General features: G+C 67.5%; 14 protein-coding genes and 2 pseudogenes. 11 read left to right on the top strand and 5 right to left on the bottom strand.

All coding sequences use genetic code 11. The features are described 5' to 3' along the window. Positions 1–9: 9 nt before the first annotated feature. From UK82_RS20150 to UK82_RS42980, 4 genes and pseudogenes are all read right to left on the bottom strand, one after another. On the bottom strand, positions 10–834 hold the full coding sequence (locus UK82_RS20150) for an enoyl-CoA hydratase/isomerase family protein (protein ID WP_055408721.1): 825 nt from the start codon (positions 832–834) through the stop codon (positions 10–12). Between the two features lie 56 nt (positions 835–890). After that, positions 891–1,252: pseudogene (locus UK82_RS42990) on the bottom strand (hypothetical protein); the annotation flags it as partial. Between the two features lies 1 nt (position 1,253). Next, positions 1,254–1,568 (bottom strand): annotated as a pseudogene (locus tag UK82_RS42985) (hypothetical protein); the annotation flags it as partial. Positions 1,569–1,588: 20 nt separating this feature from the next. Then, on the bottom strand, positions 1,589–2,069 hold a 481-nt coding region (locus tag UK82_RS42980; RefSeq protein ID WP_396230603.1), incomplete at its 3' end, for a porin PorA family protein. Between the two features lie 590 nt (positions 2,070–2,659). On the opposite strand from UK82_RS42980, the gene UK82_RS20140 reads away from it, so the two are divergent. From UK82_RS20140 to UK82_RS20130, 3 genes are read left to right on the top strand one after another with little or no spacing between them, the layout of a single operon-like run. After that, positions 2,660–3,805 carry a cytochrome P450 gene (locus tag UK82_RS20140; RefSeq protein WP_083507282.1) on the top strand — a complete coding sequence of 382 codons (1,146 nt, stop codon included), beginning with the start codon at positions 2,660–2,662 and terminating at the stop codon, positions 3,803–3,805. Between the two features lie 53 nt (positions 3,806–3,858). Next, complete coding sequence (locus UK82_RS20135; RefSeq protein WP_055408715.1) at positions 3,859–5,418, top strand: aldehyde dehydrogenase; 1,560 nt, start codon at positions 3,859–3,861, stop codon at positions 5,416–5,418. A gap of 46 nt (positions 5,419–5,464) precedes the next feature. Continuing rightward, entirely contained in the window at positions 5,465–6,577 is a 1,113-nt protein-coding gene (locus UK82_RS20130; protein ID WP_055408713.1) for a Zn-dependent alcohol dehydrogenase, read from the top strand. A 144-nt stretch (positions 6,578–6,721) separates the two neighbouring features. Here the strand turns inward: UK82_RS20130 and UK82_RS20125 are convergent, their stop codons facing one another. Then, complete coding sequence (locus UK82_RS20125; protein WP_055408711.1) at positions 6,722–9,055, bottom strand: LuxR C-terminal-related transcriptional regulator; 2,334 nt, start codon at positions 9,053–9,055, stop codon at positions 6,722–6,724. A 667-nt stretch (positions 9,056–9,722) separates the two neighbouring features. On the opposite strand from UK82_RS20125, the gene UK82_RS20120 reads away from it, so the two are divergent. The 8 genes from UK82_RS20120 (at position 9,723) to UK82_RS20085 (ending at position 17,273) form a co-directional block, all read left to right on the top strand. Continuing rightward, a complete protein-coding gene (locus tag UK82_RS20120) occupies positions 9,723–11,441 on the top strand; it encodes an AMP-binding protein (RefSeq protein ID WP_055408709.1) in 1,719 nt (572 codons plus the stop codon). Continuing rightward, a complete protein-coding gene (locus UK82_RS20115; protein WP_044886509.1) occupies positions 11,438–12,373 on the top strand; it encodes a TIGR03620 family F420-dependent LLM class oxidoreductase in 936 nt (311 codons plus the stop codon). Before UK82_RS20120 ends, UK82_RS20115 begins: the two co-directional genes overlap by 4 nt. Further along, positions 12,363–13,532, top strand: a complete 1,170-nt coding sequence (locus UK82_RS20110) for a thiolase family protein (RefSeq protein WP_236706183.1) — start codon at positions 12,363–12,365, stop codon at positions 13,530–13,532. The genes UK82_RS20115 and UK82_RS20110 overlap by 11 nt, the downstream gene beginning before the upstream one ends. Positions 13,533–13,549: 17 nt before the next feature. Then, positions 13,550–13,936: a Zn-ribbon domain-containing OB-fold protein gene (locus UK82_RS20105; protein ID WP_236706182.1), complete on the top strand. Its 387-nt coding sequence runs from the start codon at positions 13,550–13,552 to the stop codon at positions 13,934–13,936. Between the two features lie 11 nt (positions 13,937–13,947). Continuing rightward, on the top strand, positions 13,948–14,703 hold the full coding sequence (locus tag UK82_RS20100; protein ID WP_044886540.1) for an SDR family oxidoreductase: 756 nt from the start codon (positions 13,948–13,950) through the stop codon (positions 14,701–14,703). A 140-nt stretch (positions 14,704–14,843) separates the two neighbouring features. Next, entirely contained in the window at positions 14,844–15,605 is a 762-nt protein-coding gene (locus UK82_RS20095; protein ID WP_236706181.1) for an enoyl-CoA hydratase/isomerase family protein, read from the top strand. Then, complete coding sequence (locus tag UK82_RS20090; protein ID WP_236706180.1) at positions 15,602–16,420, top strand: SDR family NAD(P)-dependent oxidoreductase; 819 nt, start codon at positions 15,602–15,604, stop codon at positions 16,418–16,420. Before UK82_RS20095 ends, UK82_RS20090 begins: the two co-directional genes overlap by 4 nt. Positions 16,421–16,493: 73 nt before the next feature. Next, complete coding sequence (locus UK82_RS20085; protein ID WP_044886504.1) at positions 16,494–17,273, top strand: aspartate/glutamate racemase family protein; 780 nt, start codon at positions 16,494–16,496, stop codon at positions 17,271–17,273. The last annotated feature ends 21 nt before the right edge of the window (positions 17,274–17,294 follow it).

The following is a 17,294-nucleotide window of genomic DNA, read 5'->3' as shown; positions in this document are numbered from 1 at the left end:
CCCCGGAACTCAGCCCTGCGACGCACGGTCCTGCGACGCACGGCCGTTCGACGCACGGCCTGCGGCCAGGCTCTCCCGCAGGGCGGCGATCGCCTGCGCCGTGTCCGGATGCCCCATCAGCAGCGCCTGACCGCGGGCCTCCGTCTCCAGGGCCGACCACAGTGACGGCGAGTCCGTGCTGGCCTGCAACGCACGCTTGGACAGCTGCACACCCAGCGGGGGGTGGACGGCGATCTGGCCCGCGAGGTCGAACGCGGTGTCGAGCAGCGAGGCGGTGGGCACGGCCCGGTTGGCCAGGCCGATGCGCACCGCCTCCTCGGCGCCGACCGGTCGCGCCGTGTACATCAGCTCGGCGGCGAGTCCTCGCCCCACGATCCGCGGCAGCAGCCAGGAGGCACCCAGATCGCCGCCCGACATGCCGATCCGGACGAACGCGACCTGGAACAGCGCGTCGACGGCCGCGATGCGGATGTCGGCGACCAGGGCGAGGCTGACGCCGCCGCCGATGGCCGGGCCGCCGACGGCGGCGATCAGCGGCTGGGGCAGCGTGTGCAGGGCGTGCAGCGTCCGGTTGGCCATGTCCTGCAGCGCCAGCCCGCCCGTCGGGCCGAGAGTCGCGAACTCGGCCGCGCCGTCGAGGTCATACCCGGAACAGAAGCCGCGACCGGCTCCGGTGAGGACGACGGCCCGCACCGACGCGTCGGTGGCCAGCTCCTCGGCGACTTCCCGGAGCTCACGAAGCATCGGCCGATTCAACGCGTTGAGCCGTTCGGGGCGTTCCAAGGTCACCAGGGCGACCCCGGTCCGCGGCCGTCGAACGTTAAGCGTCTCCATCTGCGTCGTTCCCATGAGTTCCTTTCGCCGGGACGTCGGGGGGCCCGCTGTGCGGATCAGTCGAGAGATCGTGCGGACTGCGGCGTGGGGCGCCGGGCGTCACCGGAACCGTCGTCGCCGATGTTGGCCACCGGCTCACCGCCGTCCACCGGCTCACCGCCGCCCGCCGACCCGGTGCCGTCCGCCGGTCGCACGCCGTCCGCCGACCCCGCGCCGCCGCGCGCCGGGCCGCCCGGCCCCTGCCTGCGCAGCAGGACACCCAGGAGTGCACGCAGCACACGTCGCTCACGCAGCATGGCCAGCACGATCAGCGCCACGCCGAGCACCAGCAGGACGAGCGGCGCCACGAGGCCGACGAGGATCAGCAGGAGTCCCGCGGACTTCGCCTTGTCGGCGAGATCGGCGATGCTGGCGGGGGNGATGTGGAAGTCGAGGGCGACGACGGGCAGCAGGCTCACGGTCCTGCCGCCGACCGTCACGTTGACGATGACCTGCTGGGAGATGGTCTCGTCGATCGCGACGCCGGTCTGGCGATCCACGTAGGCGACGATGGCGGACCTGCCGGTGTAGGTCAGCGGGATCGGGTCGGGCAGCGCGGCGACCGTCGCCGGGGTCAGGGCCGCACGGACGCCGGCGGGCAGCAGGGGCGCCAGACCGACGACGAGGCTCTTGGGCAGGGCCGGCGGCAGGGAGGCGAGCAGGTCGGGATTGCGGACCGCGCCCGAGGGCGAGATCCGGTAGACGTTGACGGACNGGCCACCGCGGGTGTCACGCCCGGCGTAGGTCATCGGGACGATGGTCCGGGTGGCCGGGTCATAGTAGGTGTACGAGCTGTCACTCTTGGGGTGAAGCGGAAAGGCCGAGGTCAACGCGCCCGTCGCGGGCTCGGTCTTGCTCCCGGCGGGTGGCGTCACACCCTTCAGCGTCGACCTGTCGACGGCGTAGCGGTAGCTGCTGGGTAGATCCTGACCGGGGGCGTGCACGGTGAGCGCGTCGCTGACCACGGCGGTGTCCCCGGCGGTGGACAGCACCTGCACCCGGCGGTCCACCGTGATGGGCAGGTGCGAGCGTAATGCGGAACTCGCCTTTCCGGCCTGTAAGGCCTTGCTGTCGAGCAGGTTCGCGGTGCCCTGGTAATGAACGGTCAGATCGGTGTCGCCAGGCAGTCGGGTGGCGATCGGAACGAGGACGAACCGCAGGATCACCGCCGCTACCACCACCAGGATCCCCACCACCGCCCAGGCAATGGACCAACGTCGAAAGGGCACAGCAGCCTCCTCAGGCCGGCCGGCGTCACAGTCACGCGCCGTGTCCTGCACCGGATCACGGAACGCCGGGACGCCTCGAAGGTCATGGCGGCAGTCGGGTTACGGCTCCGCGGCAGCACGTTCGCCTGGCACCGGGCGTCTCCCGACGCGGGGCGAGATCACCCCACCGCGTCGCCTCCCGAGGATGCCGGGCGGACAGGTTATCGACATCCCCCGAGCGAAGGCTGTCCGACCTTCGTCCGGGGGATGTCGACATGCAAACGGCCGAGGCCGCCCTGCCACTTCTGGTCGGGCACCACCGGAGTTCCTACCGCGTGACGGCGGGTCGGGTCGCCGGCCAGGGGCGGGAGGCACCGGCCCAGCCAAGACAGGTGTCGGATCAGGTGTTTTTACCTGTGACACACCTCTCGGCCAGGTGCGACGATCACTCGCCGACAGGCCACCGCGAATCCCGGCATCGAGATGAAAGTGGAGAAACTGTGCCCACGAACCCCCCAGAGAAGCCCGATGTTCTGTCCGCGGAGTTCGCGCAGGATCCGCACAAGTACTACAAGATCATGCGCGACCACTACCCGGTTTTACATGACGAGGCGAGCGGCTACTACTTCGTCGCCCGCTACAACGACGTAGCCAGGATCTACAAGGACTCGGTCGCGTTCTCCAATGAGAACTACGCGTTCCAGATGGAGCCGGTGATCGGCAAGACCCTGATTCAGATGAGCGGTCGGGAACATGCCGTCAACCGCCACCTGGTCACTCCCGCCCTGCGCGGAAACTATCTACAGGAACTGCTGCCCCAGGTGGACGAGCTGGCCAGGGAGATGATCGACGAGTTCCGTCACTCCGGCCGGACCGACCTGATCGAGAACTTCACGAAGTGGTTTCCGATCAATGTGATCGTGAAGATGCTCGACCTGCCTCACGAGGACCTTCCCAAGTTCCACGACTGGTACTCGTCGCTGATGGCCTTTCTCGCCAATCTCACCAACGACCCGGAAGTCCACGCGTGGGGCATGCGTACGCAACGGGATTATCCCGCCTACATTCTGCCGATCATCGCCGAGCGGCGAAAGAATCCCGGCACGGATCTGATCTCGCGCCTGACGCAGGCCGAGATCGAGGGCGAGCAGTTCTCCGACGAGCAGATCAAGGCTCTCATCGGCCTGCTGCTCATCGCCGGCGGCGAGACCACCGACAAGGCGATCGCCAGTACCCTCAAGTACCTGATTCAGCACCCTGAGCAGTTGGCGGCCGTTCGGGCCAACCCAGCCCTGGCCACCCAGGCCCTGGTGGAGACGCTCCGCTATCACCCTCCGGTCCAGATCATTCTCCGCACCGCAACCGAGGACATCGACGTCTCCGGCACGGTGATCCCGAAGGGAAGCGTGGTCGCGTGCGTCAACGGCGCCGCCAACCGCGACGAGCGCCGTTTCAACGACCCGGACAAGTTTGACATCTTCCGCGAAGACGTCAACATGAACCAAGCCTTCGTCGGTTCAGCCGACCACATAGCGTTCGCTCTTGGTCGTCACTTCTGTGTCGGCTCGCTGCTCGCGAAGCGGGAGGCGGAGACCGCCATCAACCAGCTACTTCAGGCCATGCCGGACATCCGCTTCGCCGACGGCAAGGAGCCCGTCGACACGGGCATGTTCACCCGAGGGCCCGAGCGCCTCGATGTGGAGTTCACCCCCGTCACGCAGTAGTCGGCGGTGCGCGAACCAGGCCGCCCGCCGACCATCAAGCAGAGGTATCTGTCATGACAGTTGTCCAGGAGCTTCCCGCAGTCCTTTCCGCCACTACCTCGGTTCCGCACTACCGGATGTTCATCGACGGTCGGTGGGTCGACACAGAAGAACACTATGAGATCATCAACCCGGCCACCGAGGAGATCGTCGCGACCGCCGCGAAGGGCGGGATCGAACACGCGGACGCGGCGGTGGCCGCGGCCAAGCGCACCTTCGACGAGGGTGTGTGGCGCGGGGTGTCGCCGGCGCGGAGAGCCGAGATCTTCGATGCGGTCGCCTCCGCCCTGACGGCCCGTGCCGAAGAACTCGCCGTGCTGGGTACCCGCGAGGGCGGATCCCCGTACCTGCTGTCCATGGGCTTCAACGCGGGTCAGCCGATCTCCAACCTGGGCTATTTCGCCAGGCTGCTGCGTGGATACGAGTTCGAAACCCCGGGACCACTCGTCGGCCCGATTCTCATGGGTGGACTGATCCGCCGTGAACCTCTTGGCGTCTGCGTCGCGATCGTGCCCTGGAACTTTCCCCTCTCGCTGGCCGTCTGGAAGGTCGTACCAGCACTCGCCGCCGGCAACTCGGTGGTCCTGAAGACCGACGAGAAGACGCCGATCGGAGCCCTGGAGTTTGCGCGCGAACTGCGGGCAGCCGGTCTTCCCGACGGGGTCTTCAACGTCGTCACCGGGAACGGCGAGAAAGTCGGCGCGCATCTGGCGAAACACCCGGACGTCCGGAAGATCGCGTTCACCGGCTCCACCGAGGTCGGCAAGCTCGTCTCCCAGTCCGCGAGCACCAGCAACCTGAAGCGGGTCACCCTCGAACTCGGCGGCAAGGGCCCGAACATCGTGCTGGAAGACGCCGATATGCGACTGGCGGTCGACGGCTCGATCTGGGCGTTCCTCATGCATGCCGGCCAGGCGTGCGAGGCAGGAACCCGCCTGCTGCTGCCTGCCGCGGTTCACGACCAGTTCGTGGACCGGCTGATCGATCGCCTCAGGACCATCAGGATAGGCGATCCGCTGGACCCCGCCACCAACATCGGGCCTCTGATCAGCGCTCGGCAGCGCGACCGGGTGCTGGGTTACATCGAGTCCGCGAAGCAGGAGGGCGCGACCATCGCCCATGGCGGAGGAGTGCCGGCTGGCTTCGACCGGGGCTACTGGGTGGAACCGACAGTCCTGACAGGTGTCACCAACGAGATGAAGGTCGCGCGCGAAGAGATCTTCGGGCCGGTGCTGTGCGTCCTGAAGTACGACAGTGTGGACGAAGCGATCTCCCTGGCGAACGACACCGAGTACGGCCTGTCCGCCGGCGTCTGGAGTGCCGACCCGAACAAGGCGCTGGAGGTCGCGCGCCGGCTGGAGGCCGGCTCGGTGTGGATCAACGACTGGCACATGGTCCACGAGGAGTACCCGTTCGGCGGCTACAAGCAGAGCGGTCTCGGGCGGGAGCTCGGCGCTCACGCCCTCGATGAGTACACCGAGGTGAAGTCCGTCCAGATCAGCCTCGAGCCCAACATTTCCAACCATGCCTTCGGACTCGTGCTTTCGACACCGGCGCCCAGCTGGGAGGACTGATGCCGCGAGCAGCCGAGACCACATTCAGCGAATCGAGGGAGAGCAGATGAAGACGATAGCCGCGGTTCTCTACGAGGCCGGAAAGCCCTTCGAGATCGAAGAGCTTGAGGTCGTCAAGCCCGACGCGAACGAGGTTCTGGTACGATACGACTACTCGGGCCTGTGCCACTCCGACCTGCACATGGTGAAGGGCCACCTACCGTTCAGGCCGCCGATGGTCTTTGGGCACGAGGCGGCCGGCGAGATCCTCGAGGTCGGGTCGAAAGTCTCCCGATTAGCGCCGGGGGACCATTTCGTGGCCTCGTTCTTCCCCGTCTGTGGTCGTTGCCGCTGGTGCGTTACCGGCAACTCCCGGCTGTGCGACATGGGTGCGAACGGGCTCGACGGTTTTCTGCCCGGGGGCCGGTTCCCGTTCCAGGGAAAGAACGGTGACTACGGTTCGATGATGACCCTGGGCACGTTCAGCCAGTACGCCACCGTGCACGAGAACTCCGTCGTCAGGATCGACGACGATCTGCCGTTGGACAAGGCTGCCCTGGTCGGCTGTGGCGTCCCGACGGGATGGGGGTCCGCCGTGAACTCCGCCGGCGTTCGCCCCGGGGACACCGTCGTCATCTACGGCATCGGCGGCATCGGCGTGAATGCGGTCCAGGGCGCTGCCTACGCCGGAGCTCAGCACCTGATCGCCGTCGACCCGGAACCAGCCAAACTGGAGGCCGCGAAGAAGTTCGGTGCCACCCACACCGCCGGTTCCGCAGCGGAAGCCCAGGACCTGGTCATCGAGCTCACCCGGGGGGTCGGGGCCGACAGCACCATCATCACGGTTGATGAGCTGACGGCCCAGGTGGTCTCCGACGCGGCCGCGGCCACGTCCAAGGGCGGCACGATCGTGGTGACGTCGATGGGTCAGTACGAGACCGACACGATCAGCCTGTCCGGAGTGCAGCTGGCCCTGTGGGGCAAGCGGATCCAGGGCTCCCTGTACGGCGGCTGCAATCCGATGTACGACATTCCCAAGATCCTGTCCCTGTACCGCACCGGTCATGTGAAGCTGGACGAACTGATCACCAACGTGTACACCCTCGACCGGGTGAACCAGGGCTATGACGATCTCATGGCACACAAGAACATCCGTGGTGTGATCGCTCACGAGCACTGAGAACCAGGAGGTAGCGACGCCCGCGTCGACGCCCGGACGGCCCAGCACCCGGGCCGTCCGGGAAGGGCGCGACCTCGGCGCGACGAGGGATGAGTGAGAAAGCAAGCCGAGCGCGGTGGACCGAGCGGCCGCGTCGTCGACCAGTTATCGGGTTCTTTGGAGGTCGAACTGGCGACGGGTCATCCACGCCGCCACCTGTGCGCGTGAACGGAAGTTCAGCTTCGCCAGGATCCGGTTGACGTGGCCCTCGACCGTGCGCCGGGAGATGGTAAGGGATTCCGCGATATCGCTGTTGCGTAGCCCCGCGGCGATCAGCCGGCTGATCTGGAGTTCCCGGGCGGTGAGAACCTCCTCCCGGTCCGCCGTCGGCGCGGGCCGCGTGGGCTCGGGCTCCGTGGGCTCGGGCTCACCGGAGGGTTCCTCCAGCGCGAAGTGGAGCGCGGCGGGGAGTTCCAGGTGGTGCCCGGCAGCGTACTCGGCGTCGAAGATCTCGTCGCCGAGCTCGAGTCGGGCCCGTGCCTCGCAGACGTCGCGTTTCTCCACCAGCGCCGAAGCGCCGAACAACGGGGTCATCCCGCCCATCGAGCCGTGCAGCATGCGTCCGATGCCGAGTAATCGAGCGGCCCGAGCGGACCAACCGGTATCGACGGCGTTCCAGGCCAGGATCTCCACGCACATGGTGACGCCGAGCCAGTCGCCGAGCGATCGCTTCAGGTCGATCGAGTCCCGTAACAGACTCGCGGAACTCGCCAGGTCGCCGCGGAGATGCTCGGTCAGGCCACGTGCCCACAGCACCCATGAGGTGGCCCACCGCTCGGCGTGCAGCGCCCCCTGAGCCAGCGCCAGATCACAGGCCTGCCGTGCCTTGTCAACCTCGCCGGTGAGGCAGTGCACGAACGCAAGCTGCGCTCCGCACAGGATACTGAGCGCGCTGGGCTGCCCCGACCTCTCGTGACCCTTCCTGGCGGCTTCGAGCAGATCGAGCGCGTGCGCGAAGTCGCCGTCGATCTGCTCGACGGTTCCGCGAAACTGGATGGCGCAGATGCTGGCGGTCTCATCTTCGATCTCGTCGGCGACCGATCGACACTCGTCGAGGTTCTCCCTGGCCGCAGCGTTGTTGCCCCGCAGCATCTCAAACCACCCCAGCACCCACAGCGCCTTCGCCCGGTCAGCGGACGGATCGGGATTCTCCACGAGGGCTCGACGCAGCCAGTGACACCCGTCCTGTAAATGCCCACAGGCATTCCAGTAGAACCACAGGGCCGCGGTCATCCGCAGACCGAGGAGCCGTTCGGCGGGATGAGTGAACGAGTACTCGAGGGCCGCGCGGATGTTGCCCAGCGAGCCTTCCAGCCTCTGCACCGTCTCCAACTGACGGTCCCAGAGAGAGCTCCGCTCGCTTTGTTCCGCGAGTTGAAGGTAGTAGTCGCGATGCCGGCGACGCCACACCTCCACCGATCCGCACAGCTCCAGGCCGAACATGCGGATGCTCTCCAACAGCCGGTACCGTCGCCCGCCGGCCCGGCCCTCGGTCCGGGTCACCACCGACTTCTCGACCAGGTCGCCCAGCAAGCTGACCACGTCGCTGGCGGTGATGCCGTCGCCCGCACAGACCTGCTCAACGGCCTGAAGATCGAAGGAGCCCGAGAAGACCGCGAGTCGTTCCCACAACGCGCGCTCGTCCGGCGAGGAGAGCTCGTAGCTCCAGTGGATCGCGGCCCACAGCGTCTGGTGCCGCGCCGGGCCGGCTCGGTTTCCGACCTTCAGCACGTCGAACAGTGCCATCTTCTGCGAAAGGATCTGATCGACCGAGAAGGACCTGATACGGACGGCAGCCAGTTCGATGGCCAACGGCATTCCATCCAGATGGCGACAGAGCCGGCCTATCGAGTGGAGTTCGTCGGCGCCGGGAGTGAAGTCGGACATGGCCGATCTTGCTCTGGCCAGGAAGAGGTCGACCGCGTCGCCCTCCGGAAGCGTCTCGGCCGAATCCCGCGGCAGCTTGAGCGGTGGCACGTTCCAGGTGAGTTCGCCAAGGATGCCCAGTGGTTCGCGACTGGTCGCCAGGACGCCCACATGCGGCGCACGACGCATGATGAGGCGGACCAGCCGCCCGCAGGCGGGCGCCAGATGCTCGCAGTTGTCCAGCAGGAGGAGCAGCCGATGGGTACTGAGATACCCGCAGAGCGCATCGAGCGGCGAGATACCCGATTCGATGCGTAGTCGCATCGTCTCCGCAATGGCCAGTGCGATGTGATCCGGATTGGTCACCTCGGCCAACTCGACGAAGGCGACTCCCCCGCTGAACTCGCCGGCGAGCCGACGAGCGGCCTCGGTTCCCAGCCGGGTCTTGCCGACTCCTCCTGGGCCCGTCAGAGTGACCAGGCGCGACGTCCGTATGGCGTCCTTGACGTGCATGACTTCGCGGCGGCGGCCGACGAAGTTCGTCAGGTCCGGAGGCAGGGTGTTGAGCTTCATCTCAGGAGATGGTTCGCGTGAGGTTCGCGCAAGAGGGCTCTCCCCGAGTGCGATCAGCTGTGCACGGAACGTACGCGACGTGAACCGGCCCGGGCCGGGTCGTGCTCGGCGAACCCATGGTCGCGGCCCCGATGGCAGACCCGGCNACCGAGATCCGCCGGACACGCCGCAGACTCAGGGATCCATGGTCGACAGTCACCTCATCGATAATCAATCGTACGCTCGATTTGTAGCGTACGTCACGTCAACCACGCCGTCAAGGCATGGTGCCCGCGACATTCGGAGCCTGTCCAGCCCCGACAGCCCGCTCGGCCCCGCGGGCCGAGCAGCCCGCGACGGCGGCGCCCGCCCCACGACAGGCGCCGGTCAGGCGGGTCGCACCACAACCCAAAGAATCAAGCGGTCGAACGATTGACAAGAACCGGTCGCTTGCTCGAATCTTGACCCAGGCCACCCGGGACCGGGGAGCCCGCGATCGCGGCGGCGGTAGCGGTGGCGGTGGCAGTGGCGGTGGAAGCACAGCCTCACCCGGGGCCGATACTCCCCCACCGACGAGGCCGGCCACACGCACCAGCCGGCTTATGCGTCATGTCCACGAACAGCACGACCCTCGCAACGACGAAGAACGCGCCGTGGGGCCGTGACGTGCGAACAAGGAGTCAGCGGGATGAATGTACGCAAGCATCAGGGGACACGGCTGGCGTCCTGGATCCGCGCGTTCGATCCGGCCGACGTGGAGCGATTCCGCGACAGCGGACAGTGGCGTGACCGCACGTTCCTGGACGACTTCCTGGACAACGTCCGGCGGTTATCGCAGAAGGCGGCCATCGTCTCGTACCGCAGCGGGGTCCCCTTACCCGAGACGGTGACCTATGGTCAGCTCGGCGCTCTTGTCGATCGGCTCGCCGGTGGACTGCTCGCCATCGGCGTCAAGCCCGCAGACGTGGTCTCGATCCAGGCTGCCAATGGTTGGGAAGGTCCGGCCATCGCCCTGGCGACCATGCGCATAGGTGCCGTACCGAACCCGATTCCGATTATCTACCGCGAGCGTGAACTGCGGTTCATGCTGGAAGATTCCGGGAGCAAAGTGTATCTCGCGCCGCAGCGGTTCCGCGGCTATGACTTCGCGGCGGCGGCGCAGCGGCTCCAGTCCGAGATCGACACCCTCCAGCAGCTCTACTTCTTCGACGCGGACGACACGATCGATCCCGAGACGAACTTCATGCGCTCGTTGGTCGACGTCAGGCGAGAGCTCGCCCCCGGCCTCGCGGAGACGCTCGAACCGCTGCGTCCCGGTGCCGATGACATCGCGATGCTGGTGTACACCTCCGGCACCACGGGTACGCCGAAGGGCGCACTGCACACCTACAACACCGCGTGGTCGGGATACCGGAACGTCATCGCCGACGCGCTGTCCCTCACCGCGGACGACGTGGCGTTCATGGCGTCGACGCTGGGCCACCTGACCGGGTTCATTCATGGCATGCTGGTTCCGCTGTCCATGGGCCAGAAGGTGGTCTACCAGGATCGGTGGGACGTCGACGGACTGCTCGACATGATGGGGACCGAGGGCATCACCTGGACGCTGTCCGCCACGGCCTTCGCGCTCGACATGATCGAGGCCCGGAAGAACCGCGCGCAGGCCCCGAGCGACACGATGCGCGCCTTCGCCTGCGGCGGCGCCTCGATTCCTCCCGGCGTGGCCGTCGCCATGCATGAGGAGTTCTCGACCAGCCTCGTTCCGCTGTGGGGTTGTTCGGAGACGGGGATCGCCAGCATCCACCAGCTCGGCGCCAGCGTCGAAACCCTCAACTCCAGCGACGGGTTCCCGGTTCCGTGGCAGACGATCCGCGTGGTCGACGCTGGCCAGAAGCCCGTTCCACCGGGCGTGATCGGGAACTTACAGGTCCGTGGCCCGGGCCTCTTCGCGGGATACTTCGGCCGCAACGACCTGACCGCCGATGCCTTCACCGCGGACGGCTGGTACGACACGGGAGATCTTGGTCGGGTGACCGACGACGGCGCCATCCGTATCGAGGGGCGTAGCAAGGACATCATTATTCGCGGCGGTCAGAACATCTCCGCCGTCGAGATCGAGAACGCCCTTTACACGCATCCGAACATCCAGGACGTCGCGGTGGTCTCCTATCCCGACGAGCGGCTTGGTGAACGGGTCTGTGCGGTCATCGTGGCCGACGGCAGGGAGCCCACGCTGGCGGAAGTGGTGACCTACCTCGACAAGGGCGGCATGGCGAAGCCGTTCTGGCCGCAGAAGGTGGCCGTTGTGAAGTCCCTGCCGCGTACCCCCTCCGGAAAGGTGCAGAAGTTCGTGCTGCGCGAGTCTCTTGCCAAGTCCGGCACCGTCGGATCCGAGCAGTCAGGGTGAGGACACGCAGCCGCGGTCACGGCTTCGACGCCGGTCCCGTCGGGATCTGGACCGCCACGCTGGATCCGCTGCCCATACCCCGGGCCGTCGAGCTGGCCCGCGAGGTGGAGGGCCTGGGGTTCGGTACCTTGTGGACGCCGGGGGACGCGGGACGCGAGGCCCTGACCACAGCCGCCCAGTATCTCGCCGCCACCACCCGACTCCGTATCGGCACGGGCGTCGCGAGCATGTATGCCCGCGACGCCCAGGCACTGGTGAGCGGGCGGCGAGTGCTCTGGGAGGTCCACGGTGACCGCTACGCATTGGGCCTGGGCGTCAGCCATGCGTCCTTCGCCGACAGGCGGGGGCACGAGTTCCGCGCCCCGCTCGCGGCGATGACCGAGTACCTGCAGCAGATGCGCGACGCATCCGTTCGTCAGCGGACGCCAGATTCCGCGCTCACCCTCATCGGTGCGCTCGGTCCGAAGATGCTCCAGCTGGCCGGCCGCTGCACCGGCGGTGCACTCACCTACAACGCGACGCTCGCGCACACCGAGGCGGCCCGCCGCGACGTGGGCCCGGACGCCTTCCTGGGGGTGACGCAGGTGGTGATCTGGGCCGACAACGACGCCGAGGCGCGCGAGATCGGCCGCCGCTACCTTGATTTCTACCTGAGACTGCCCAACTACGTGCGGCACTTCGAGCGGCTGGGGTTCACCGCCGACGACTTCTCGGGTCGTGGCGGTGACCGGCTGATCGACGAGCTGTTCGTGTGGCGTGCGGACGCGATCTACGAGCGTGTCCGGGCGCATCTGGCCCGCGGCGCCGACCATGTGGCGCTCAATGTGCTCGCCGCGGACCGCGATCACCCGCCGCTCGAGGGATGGCGATCTTTGACCACTGTCCTGAGCGACTGGTTGCACATAGACGAAAGGCCAGGTCGTGTCGGCTGAGCCAACGATGAACCCCGTCTACATCTCCGGCGTCTCCCAGCGGATCGTGGGCCGCGGAAAGCCTGCTCCGCCCTACCTGAAGCTCCTGGCGGACGCCGCCGCGGACGCCGTGACCGACGCGGGACTGGATCCGCACGCCATCGACGGGCTGGTCCTGTCCTCGTCCATCCCGCAGCCGTTCGCGTGCAACCCCGCCGAGCTTGCCGAGTACCTCGGCATCGGACCGGCCTACGTCGCGATGGCGCCCTACGGCGGTCGTCCCGCGACAGACGTGATCGGCATGGCTCGATCGGCCGTGAACGCCGGCCTGGCCAGCAACGTGCTGGTGCTGTCAGCCGACAACTTCGCGACGACCCTCGGGCTCGAGGGAGCGATCGAGCTCTACATGAAAAGTTTCGATCAGACCTATGAGCGGCCGTTCGGTCCCCTCATCCCTACCGCGTTCGCCCTGATGGCCGCACGGCACCTCCACGACTACGGCACCACCATGGAACAACTGGCCTCGCTCGCGGTCACCATCCGCCGGCATGGCCTGCTGAATCCCGATACGGAGGTCGCCGGCGAGCTGACCATCCAGGCGGTTCTGGACGATGTCGTCATCAGCAGCCCGCTGACCCGGTCGATGGTCGCCCTGATCTCGACCGGCGGGGCACAGGGCTTCGTCGTCACCAACAGGCCCACGGGCAACCGCGCCGTCGCCGTCAGGGGCTACGGCGAGTCCTGCGGTTTCATGAGCCTGACGCAGGCGCCGAGCCTGGCGCGGTTCGCCCACATCCGCGTCGCCGCGGACCTGGCCGTCGCCCAGGCCGGTATCACGCTCGACGACCTCGACTTCGTCGAGCTCTACGATCCGGCCACCATCGTCCCCCTGATCCTCCTCGAGGAGATCGGTTTCTGCGAGAAGGGTGAGGGCGGGGCGTTCGTCGAGAGCGGTGCCGTCGACCTTGGCGGGCGACTGCCCGTGAACACGCACGGCGGCACGCTGGCATTTCGCCATCCCGGCATGGGCGCGGCCCTGGACTCCGTCGTCGAGGCGGTCGTCCAGCTACGCGGAGAGGCGGGCGCCAGGCAGGTCGAGGGCGCCGAGCTCGGCCTCGTGCACGGTCAAGGCAGCTGGTTGGCCAACAACGGTTTCCTGGTCCTGGGAAGTGCCCGATGACAACGACCCCCGCGGAAGTGGACGTCGATCCGCTGGAGGACCCGGCCGCGTTCTTCTGGCGCGAGTGCGGTCACGGCGTCTTCTGGTTACAGCACTGCGACGGGTGCGCGAAGTGGCAGTACTACCCGCGTCATCTCTGTTCACATTGCTGGTCCCGAAAGCTCACGTGGAGGCGACCGTCCGGTCTGGCCGTCGTCGAGACCTTCAGCGTCGTCCACCGTGGCAGCGGCGCCTTCGCCGATCTGACGCCGTACACGGTTGCTCTCGTCAGGCTCGCCGAGGGGCCGACGATGATGACGAACATCGTCGACGTCGATCCTGACAAGGTCGAGATCGGCCTTGAGGTCCAGCTCGACTTCGCCCGCCGTGGTGATCGCGTACTGCCCGTGTTCCGAAAGGTATGACGGGGCCGGTGATGAACGAGACAGTAATGATCACCGGCGCGAGTGCGGGCATAGGCGAGGGTATGGCGCGGGTCTTCGCCTCACGCGGCGCGGATCTGGTGGTCACCGCCCGCCGCCTGGAGCGGCTCGAGGCGCTTCAGGCCGAGATCGAGGTCCGCCATCCCGGTCGCCGGGTGGTCCCGCTGCGGATGGACGTCACGGACCACGACCGCGTCTTCGAGGCGTTCGAGCAGGCGGTCGCGGCGACCGGACGCCTGGACCGGGTTGTCGTGAACGCCGGGCTGGGCAAGGGAGCACGGATCGGGGCGGGCCGTTTCGACGGAAACCGGGACACCGCCCTGACGAACTTCGTCGGTGGAATCGCGCAGTGCGAAGCGGCCATGCGCGTGTTCTACGCGCAGGGACACGGCCACCTCGTGGTCGTCTCCTCGGTCGTCGCGGCCCGCGGTATGCCCGGCCCGATGAACGTGTACGCCGCGTCCAAAGTCGCCCTGGCGCATCTGGCCGAGGGCATCCGTAGCGATGTCGAGGCGAAGGGGATGCCCATCTCCGTGACCACCATCCGGCCGGGCTACATCGACTCGGACATGCACGCCCACACCGGCCGTCGCCATCCGCTCATGGTCGACGCCGAGGTGGGCCACCGTGCGTTGGTCGATGCCATCGAGCGCGGAGGCAGCAACGTGTATGTGCCGCGGTGGCCGTGGACCGCGTTCGCCTGGGGCCTGCGCCACGCGCCCCTGGCCGTCACCCGCCGGATCGTCTGACCGCCATGCCGTCTGATCGCCATGCCGTCTGATCGCCATGCCGCGTGCGGCGGCGCCACAGCGAGAACCGACGCCACAGCGAGAACAAGGACCGGTCGAGAACAAGGAAGGGGATCTGCCGCGGTATGTCCTACGACTTCGTGACTGTCAGACACATCGGTGCGACGGGTGTCGTGTCCATCGACAACCCGCCGGTGAACGCCCTGCATCCTGATGTGGCGGTTGAGATCGAACACGCGGCTCGGGCGATCGAGAAGGACCTCGACCTGCGAAGCATGATCCTGATCGGCACCGGCCGATGCTTCGTCGCCGGTGGTGACATCCGGTACTTCACCGAGATCGACCGCGAGGGCGCCGCCGCCATGGCGCTGCGGGTCCAGAGGATGCAGCAGGCGCTGTTCGACCTTCGGGTTCCGGTCATCGCGGCCATCAACGGACATGCGCTCGGCGGTGGTCTTGAGCTGCTGCTCTCCTGCGACATCGCGATCGCCGAGGAACAGGCGAGGATCGGCGTCACCGAGGTGCAGCTCGGTCTGATTCCGGGGGCCGGTGGGACGCAGATGCTGTTCTCCGCGCTTCCGGTCGGCACCGCCAAACGGCTGCTGTTCACCGGCGACCGGCTGCCGGCCGGGGAGGCGCACGCGATCGGTCTCGTCGATCAGGTCTGCCCCCCGGGGGGCTCGTTGGAGGCCGCCCTGGCCATCGCCGAGCGGATCAACCGGGCTGGACCGCTCGCCGTGGAGGCCGCGAAGCGCTCGGCCAACTACCGACTGCGGCACTCGCTCGACGAAGGGCATCGGCGCGAGGTGGAGATCTTCGCCGCCCTGTTCGACACCGAGGACCACCGTGAGGGCATCACGGCCTTCCTGGAGGGTCGCGCGCCGCACTACCGGCGACGGTGAGTGACGTTGCGGACCGGCGATGGTGCGGACCGGCGATGGTGACCGGCGACGGCGAGAGGACAGCCGTGGAGGAGCAACGCGAGGTAGCGGTCGTCATCGGGGGCGGGGGCGGCCTGGGCGCCGCCACGTCGCACCGGCTCGCGCAGGCAGGCACGCACGTGTGCGTCGTGGACATCGCCGCGGATCCCGCGCAGCGGGTGGCGGCCGGACTGGTGGCGGACGGGTTCAGCGCATCGAGCCATGTCTGCGACGTGACCTCCTCCGCCGCCGTCGACCTGCTGGCCGCCGGCGTGGCCGAGCGGTTCGGGGCACCGCGTGTCCTGGTCAACCTCGCGGGCGCGGTCCGCAACGCGGTGCTGGCGAAGATCACCGATGCGGACTTCGAGCTGGTTCTCGGCACGCATCTGGTGGCGACGCTGCACACGGTGCGCGCCTTCGCGCCCGCGATGAAGGAGCGCGGCTACGGACGGATCGTCAACACCAGCTCCGTCGCCGCCAGGGGCGTGGTCGCCGGGATCAGCTACGGCGCTGCCAAGGGAGGTATCGAGGCACTGACCCGGTCGGCCGCGATCGAGCTCGCGAAGCACGGAGTCACGGTCAACTGCGTCGAGCCGGGCGTGGTCGCCACCGGCATGTTCCTGAGCACGCCGGGCGAGTTCCAACGCAGCCAGATAGCTCAGATCCCGGCCGGGCGGCCGGGCAGACCGGAGGAGATCGCCGCCTGCATCGCGTTCCTGGCCTCACGTGACGCCAGTTATGTGACTGGCCAGACGCTGACCGTGTGCGGCGGGCTGTCCGTCGGCGCACTCAGGTAAGCCGACAGATTCGTTGACGGTGGATCTACGGTGTCCTAATATCAATCGTACGCTCGATTCAATAGGAGACGCAGTGGAACTGGCTGTCGTGCACATCAACGCCCAGCGTGGATCCGAGCCCTACACGGAGATGGTCACGGCGGTGTTCGACAAGGTGAAGCGGGACGACACGGAGATCAGGCACCGCTGGGCGAAGTTGAAGCGCGCGTCGGACACGGTGTTCGGATACCCGTACCTGCTGAACTCGGTGGACGTGATCCACAACATCCTGGACGCGAGTCGGCAAGGGGCGCACGGCGCGATGGTCGCGTGCAGCGGTGATCCCGGTATCACCGAGGCCCGGACCCTGGTCGACATCCCGGTCGTCGGACCCTGGGAGGCCACGCTGCATCTCGCCAGCTCCTATGCCTACCGCTTCGGTGTCGTGACGGTCGAGGACCTCGCCTGGGCCGAGACGTGCCACAGTCTGATCGCCAAGAACGGGCTTCTCGATCGCTGCGTAGGAGTCGAGCGCATCGAGACCCCGTCTGCGCGGGCCTTCACCGAGGGCTTCGCGAATCCCGACTTCGTCGTCGCCGACGTCGAGCGCCAGGCGCGCAGGCTTGTCGACCGCGGCGCCGGCGCGATCGTGATCGGCAGCGCCGGGCTCAGCACCATGACCGCCGCCGCGGGACTGACCAGGCTCAAGGGTGACATCCCGGTGTTCGAGACCTTGAGCGTGGGGCTCAAGACCCTCGAGATGCGCGTCGACCTCACCGTCAAGGGCGGCCTGCCGCCCACCAGTCGTACCGGCTACACCCAGCGTCTTGCCGACGCGGACACCGACCGGGTTCGAGGACTGTTCGGGCTCTGAGCCCGTCAGGGTTCCGGGTGC

Origin of the sequence: Frankia sp. ACN1ag (assembly GCF_001414035.1) — a bacterium.
In the GTDB taxonomy this organism is placed as follows: Bacteria; Actinomycetota; Actinomycetes; order Frankiales; family Frankiaceae; genus Frankia; species Frankia torreyi.
Note: the sequence above shows the minus strand (reverse complement) of the source record. Positions and strands in the feature narration are given on the sequence as shown.